We start from the raw sequence: 6,921 nt of genomic DNA, 5'->3' as shown, positions 1-6,921 counted from the left end.
ATTCTAAACCCTATGTTGTGGTAGGGATGTATCAATGGGGAATGTTCTTACTTTCGGAGTATGGGCACTCGTATGTCTCATACTCGTCATATCGTCGGGTGGACTGGTTGTTGCAGATGGCGGCAATCCAGATCTGAAGTGGAAGGCCTTCTTTCCTAGTGCACCGATCCCGACAAATGTGGATCTAACACTCAAAGCTCAAAATATCTCGACTATCTCGGTATGTTCTTCTGGATGTAATTATACTCATATCCAGGATGCTATCAATGCATCCAAAGATTTTGATATCATCAGGGTTGATGGGGGAATTTACCCTGAATCTCTGACAATAAGCAAGGCTGTCTCAATCCATGGTGTTAATGGGACTGTCCTTGTCGGCGATCCAGAGCAGGACTACGCAATTGTGAGCACAAGTGACCTGGTGGATCTTGCAGATCTATCTGTAGTCTCAGCTAAAAAATCAGCAATAAGCATAGATGGTAACTTCACTGCACTGGTGAATCTGAACATCACCGCTCACGACCCTGACAATCCAATTTCTCCGGTGATAACCGGTAATGCTGCTCAAGGAACGGTCTTGTTAAACTGCACTCTTGCATCATCGGGAGCTTCAGGTGTCGCGCTTACTAACACCAGCCTGGTACTAGTAAGGGGATGCAGAATAGCACTCGCAAACAATACCGGCTATATGCGTACCGGTATAGATCTTACCCAGAATAACTCCGGTTATGAGCAGAACTATCTCTATGTGGAGAATAACCAGATCCAAGGGGGCGGTATCTCTGTAGGTCCTGTAAACAAGGTGGGTGAACGTATTGTCTATCCTCCAATGAATGAGGTGGAGATACGGAACAACACGATTTTGAACTCCAACTCATGGGGTATTCATGCTGGAGGATTTGAGAACTTTGATGAGCAGCAGTACCTCAAGAACTTCACTGTGAGGGGCAACCAAATCACCGGGACCCATGGCAGTGACGGAGCCCTAATAGTCAAGAGTGTTTCTGGTGGATCGGTCACCAACAATCTCATCGACAATTTTACCATAAACGGAGATGGTATTGAACTGAATACTCTTCAGGGGTTCACAATAGGAAATAACACTGTCAGGGGTGGAGTGGTAAACGGGAAAGCCGGATGGGCAGGTATGGCTGTTATTCATGTTACCAACTCAACAATCAGAAATAATTCTCTGAGTAGTGTCAGTCCATATGGGTTCATCTATGCTCCTGGGCCTTATATGAAGCCAAACATTGTGTTTGACTCCTCTAACACCGCAGATGGCCACCCCGTCTTATACTATGAGAGGGCAGATGGTGCCCTGATCAACACTTCGTCTCCTGCAATGGTGGTACTGATGTCTTGTAGCAATATGAGTATCAATAACACCACCATATCAGGATCTGGTCTTGGAATCGGAGTATACCAAGGCGAGAATATTTCAGTCACATCCAACCGGATTACTGACTCGAATACTGGATTGATGCTTGTTAGTTCAGACTCCGTAGGTGTGAGCAGCAACTCAATATCTGGTGGAAGAATTGGGATGGGTGTTGGTGGTAACAGTAAAACAACGATAAAAAATAATTTGGTATCAGGATTTGAAGACACCGGTGTTGTTGTTCACGGTGCCAGCCCTGGCAGTGTGCAAATATCAAATAACACAGTTACTGGAGCTTTATCAGGAACAGATCAGGGATTCGCCATAATGGAGGCCGATGGTGCAACTGTCATGATATCCAACAACACGGTATCTGACACGATTTGTGGTATGTTCCTCTCTGAAGCGATAGGGTTTCAGATTCGTAATAACCTGATCTCAAACTCTAGCATTGGATTAAACCTGAACGGTGCACAAAATAATGTCTTTTCCGGCAATGTCATCAACAACTCTTACCAGTACTCTGAAGGTGTATACCTGGTAAATTCACTGAGAAACGGTGGTGGCATTTCAAAGAATAATCTGTTTGCAAATAATTATATCCGGAGTGCAAATCCAATAAATCTCACCTATGCATACACTGGTTATCGCGGTCTGGACCTTACCAGATCCCAGTGGGGCACTGTTCTTCCAAGATCTATCAGGAATGAGTCCGGAGACCAGTACCCGAACATCTGGAACACAACGAAGATCGCAGGGATCAACATTGTAAATGGTTCGTTTATTGGTGGTAACTACTATGCAACACTGAATGGAACCGGCTGGTCTGAGACACATGCTGATCGGGGAGATGGGTTTGTGGCTGAACCAAATGTCTTTGATGCAAACAACACAGACTACCTGCCACTTCATATGCCGGGAATGCCTACCCCGACACCTACAGCAACCCCAACGGTGACACCAACTTGGACCCCGATTCCCCAGCCGATTGTAGCTAATTTTACAGCAACTCCCAGGACAGGGACTCCCCCGCTGACAGTGCAATTTACTGATCTCTCATCTGGTTCACCGGCAGGTTGGAACTGGACTTTTGGTGACGGGTCAGTCTCGCATGAGCAGAACCCTGTTCATGTATACAGTGGTATCGGGCGATATACGGTTACTCTTGAGGTGAGAAACAGTCAGGGACAGGATATTGAGAGAATTCCCTCATATGTTGTCACGACATCTGGGAGGATAACGGGCCCGAATGGGATGATATGGATCAGTTCTGCACCCTTGGGGGCAGATGTATATGTTGACCGGGTAAAGGCAGGGGTGACCCCTCTTCAGTCACTCGGGCTGCCGGCAGGCATTCATCAGGTCAGGGTTTCTGTAGCAGGATACCATGACTGGGTAGGATATGTGCAAATCAACTCAGGTACATTTACCTATATCCCCAAGGTCATCCTTCAGAAATCCTGACCCTCTCTCATCCTTTTTTATGTTCTCTGCCAGTAGGCTCTCATCTCAAGTGAGTATGTATCATCAGGGTTCCATGTCTCTGAATGGCGATGAATCACACTGTGGGCATAACGCTTTTTTACCAAGACACTTAATTCACCGCTGAAGAGAAGAAAGCGTATGTAATTCTGGCCCTGATTAGTACTTGTACAATCGGCAATGCCCGGTTGTATGTAACGGTTCAATGAAATGTGGACCTCCATGCCCTGATATCCACAATGAGAACCTACCTGAACTGATAACAGAATGCAGAACAAACAGACCAGCACATCCATCCAGCAAAGTAAAACCCCAACATGCAGATATCCAACTGATATCACTTTCTCTTATATTATATCAACACTCCTGCTTTTTTTGGTAAGTCTGGTGACACAGAAAGGCATTTTTTTGATCTCGTTATCTTTTCGCAATTCATTTGTCTCTTTGAGATCGTAATGTGTACTGAATATTTCTATTCGATGGCATGTACCATCTTCGATATCATCGGGGCCGCTCATGAACAAGGACAAACTAATCAGACGCAGGATGCAGGATGCAGAGAAACATCACCGGATGGGGCATTATGAACGTTCCCGTGAACTCTATGAATCAGTACTGAAGATTGAACCGAATCATGAACAGGCCAACATTGAACTCTTCAGATGCTCCTCTGAAAACTGGCCGGAAGAGAAGAATGCTGAAGAATCAGATCGGCTTGTGAAACTCTTTCCGCAGAATGCAGAGGCCTGGATGTTTCGGGGCCTCAGTTATACCAGGTTTGAGAAACCGGAAGAGGCAGAGGAGTCGTATCGCAGGTCGCTTGAACTTGATCCGGAAAATTACCGGGCAATGCATAATCTCGGCTCACTCCTTGTGAACCATGAGAAAAGGGAAGAAGGGCTCTCCCTGCTTGAGAAGGCTGTGACAATCAGACCCGATTATGAGATTGGGCATCTGACCCTTGCTCAGGTTTACTTCCTCTTGGGAAGATTTGATGATAATGTCAGGGAATCAGAGCAGGCATCAGGAGTTATTACCGATCACCCTGATCTACAGATTGTCTATGGAGAATCCCTGTACAAGACTGGCAATTTCACCCGGGCACGAGAGATATTTTCCCACATTGTTGAGACGACCCTGCTCTCGTCACAAATGTATGAGATGCTCTGTCCACTTCTTAGGGAAAGTGATGAATATCAGCACCAGGGGAGTGTAACAGGGGCAGATCCTGATTATCTTGCTGCAACCTACTACAGGGCATTTCTCTCTCTGGAAAATGAAGGGGGAAAAATGCCGATTTCAGAGTCTGATCTCCAGAAGATACTTGATATAAATCCCTCCCATGGATATGCTCTTTCAGGTATTGCGTCGCTTTACAAACTCAACAAACAGGTTCCTGAAGCTGTTTCCTGGATTGATAAGGCGATTGAGAGTGATCCTGAAAATCGTGCCTTCATCAGGCAGAAAGCGTTTATCCTCATTGACGACGATCCCCAGGCTTCTCTTGACTTATTTAACGAACTGGTAAATTCAGATCCTGCTGACACCAGATCAGAACTTGGAAAGGCATGGGCTCTGAATGCTGCCGGGAATGAAGAAGAGAGCAAGGCTCTGCTAAAAGCCATTTCAGAGCAGGATCCTGCTTTTGTCTTTGGGCTGATGGGATCTCCCTTGGGAGGTACAGCAGGAGGACGTGGTCCTGGCAGAATCAGATCCATGAGTGAACAGACCAGACCTGACGGGAAAAAGGAGTTCATACGCGGATGAGCCAACCTTTCTGAATATTCTGCATCTTTTTTATCCTGTCTCTGCACCCTGTAGGATTAAAAATCTGGGTTTCTGGGTCTATTTTATTCAAGGGTCCTTCTGAAACTTGTGATGCCGATAACGATGGCAGCTGCAGAGAATATCCCAAGGGCAATCAGATCAATTCCCATCACTTCAAGTCCCTGACCCCGGAGGATGATGCTGCGTAGAGCATGAACTGCATACGCTTCAGGATTGATGACTGTGATCCACCTCAGCCAGTCAGGCATCCCGATAACCGGGTAAAAAGCCCCGCTCGTCATGAACAGGAGCAGGTTGAGGAATGCCACTACTGAACTATAGGCCGACTGGTTTGAGAATCGCGAAGCAAACGATATGACAAGGCTGTTGATGCCAAGGCAAATGATGAAGATGACAGCAAGGACCATCAGGATATCTGTAATACTCCTCACAGGCACTCCTGCCACAAAGATGTCGATGAGAAGCACAAAAACTCCGGCAATGAAAGCTTTGACAGTCCCGCTTGCGATCATTCCAAGCACAATACTTGATCGCCTGACCGGGGTTACCAGGTACCCCTCAATGATACCCATCTCCCGGTCCCGAATCAGGGCATTGCCCCCACCCATCATCGTAGTCATGAAGATGGCCATGACGATAACACCGACCCCGAAGAACTGGATATACTCGATCTTTCCGTATATGTTCTGGATGAGGACCTGACTATGCACACCAGTCTGCATCAGCACTGAAGTGATACCTGACTGTATCAAGGCAGGAATCATGTATTCAGAACTGTCCAGATAAACCCTGATTGGATTTTCGGGTGCTACTGCAGGGGGAAGTACCAGGACTGCCAGGATCTTCCCGGTTGCGAGGTCTAGTTTAGCCGTCTCTTCATCAACGTACCTGGTGACCTGAAAGAGTGGTGGTTTATTTCGTTCATGTGCCTGGACAAGTGCGTCAACCGTTCCTGCAAAGAGGGGGGTTTCGTTCTTGAAAAGTTCCTCCTGGGTGACCCCTATTGGAATGTGAACGATGGTTCCACCCATCGCATTTCCAAATATCACCAGGTACACCAGGGGAAAGATCAGAGTCATAAAGATGAAGAATGGGGACCTGAGAAACTTCCTGATGTCCCGCTCAAATATGGCATATGCACCTCTGATCATGAGTGCAGCCTCCCTGTTCCAGAATCAGTAGTATCAAGATATCTACCGGTTAATTCAATAAAAACATCTTCAAGTGAAGGTGACCGGATTGTAACTGAGGTGATTGGAAGGGCTGCTCCTTCTATGATCCCGATTATTGCGGGAAGGAGGGTGCTTCCTCCCTTTGCTGCGATCTGAAGATTAGATCCGTTTGTACTAACTGAAATGACTCCTGGGAGATTGCGAAGTGTTGTAAGCGTCTCCTGTTCTGGGATGATTGATCCGGTTGATATCCCTATCAGGTCTCCTGCAGGTAATGATTGTTTGAGTTTTTCAGGAGTGTCGAGAGCCACGAGCCGTCCTCCCTCCACAAATGCAATCCTGTTACAGAGTTTTTCAGCCTCGTCCATGTAATGGGTGGTGAGGATGACTGTTGTGTGCTCCTGGTTTAGAAGGGTGATCTGCTGCCAAACTTGTCTTCGGGAATCCGGATCAAGTCCGATAGTCGGTTCATCAAGGAAGAGGATGAGAGGATGATGAATGAACGCCCTGACAATCTCAAGTTTCCGTCTCATTCCTCCCGAAAAGGTCTGAACCGGTGTATGAGCCCTGTCTTTCAGATGAGCCATTTCCAGGAGCTCATTGATCCGTTCCCTAAGTACAGCATCACCGATTCCTTGTAACCTGCCATAAAAAGAGAGGTTCTCAAATGCTGTCAGATCCAGATCCAGAGTCCCATTCTGGGGGCAGACTCCGATAATCCTCCGAACCGCTTCAGGATCTTTTGTGACATCATATGGCCCGATGAATGCAGTACCAGAGGAGGGAGTCAGGAGAGTTGTGAGGATTCTTATCAATGTGCTCTTTCCTGCCCCGTTCGGACCGAGCAGCCCGAATATCTCTCCGGTCATGATGGAACAGGATACATCATCGACAGCCCGAACTTCCCGTTTTCCTCCAAAAATTTTGCTCAGGTGTTCAATCCTGATGATCATGGTCTCTTCCTGATCGTGTGTGTGATTTGAACCTGGTATCCTGGCAGTTCCGGTCACTCTCTCCCTCCTAAAAATATATATAACCCTGGTACTTCTCTATCTGGCCTGGATGGTATATATTCATCAGTTCATTGCAGGTTTTGCT

The 6,921-nt window shown here is 46.8% G+C and carries 4 protein-coding genes; 2 read left to right on the top strand and 2 right to left on the bottom strand.

Annotated elements, in window-relative coordinates; translation table 11 throughout:
• The first annotated feature begins 34 nt into the window (after positions 1-34).
• Together VN429_RS06835 and VN429_RS06830 are read left to right on the top strand one after the other, a co-directional pair.
• Positions 35-2,845, top strand: coding sequence for a right-handed parallel beta-helix repeat-containing protein (locus VN429_RS06835; protein ID WP_325631303.1), 2,811 nt, complete (start codon positions 35-37; stop codon positions 2,843-2,845).
• Positions 2,846-3,379: 534 nt separating this feature from the next.
• Positions 3,380-4,630, top strand: a complete 1,251-nt coding sequence (locus tag VN429_RS06830) for a tetratricopeptide repeat protein (RefSeq protein ID WP_325631301.1) — start codon at positions 3,380-3,382, stop codon at positions 4,628-4,630.
• Between the two features lie 83 nt (positions 4,631-4,713).
• On the opposite strand, the gene VN429_RS06825 is transcribed toward VN429_RS06830, so the two are convergent.
• Both VN429_RS06825 and VN429_RS06820 read right to left on the bottom strand, forming a co-directional pair.
• The gene (locus VN429_RS06825; protein ID WP_325631296.1) at positions 4,714-5,802 is read right to left on the bottom strand and encodes an ABC transporter permease; all 1,089 of its coding nucleotides are present in this window, start codon (positions 5,800-5,802) and stop codon (positions 4,714-4,716) included.
• Complete coding sequence (locus VN429_RS06820; protein ID WP_325631294.1) at positions 5,799-6,833, bottom strand: ATP-binding cassette domain-containing protein; 1,035 nt, start codon at positions 6,831-6,833, stop codon at positions 5,799-5,801. Before VN429_RS06820 ends, VN429_RS06825 begins: the two co-directional genes overlap by 4 nt.
• Positions 6,834-6,921 lie beyond the last annotated feature (88 nt).

This window comes from Methanospirillum sp. (genome assembly GCF_035560735.1).
Taxonomy (GTDB): Archaea; Halobacteriota; Methanomicrobia; order Methanomicrobiales; family Methanospirillaceae; genus Methanospirillum.
The sequence above is the reverse complement of the archived record's forward strand: the minus strand, read 5'-3'. Positions and strand labels throughout refer to the sequence as shown.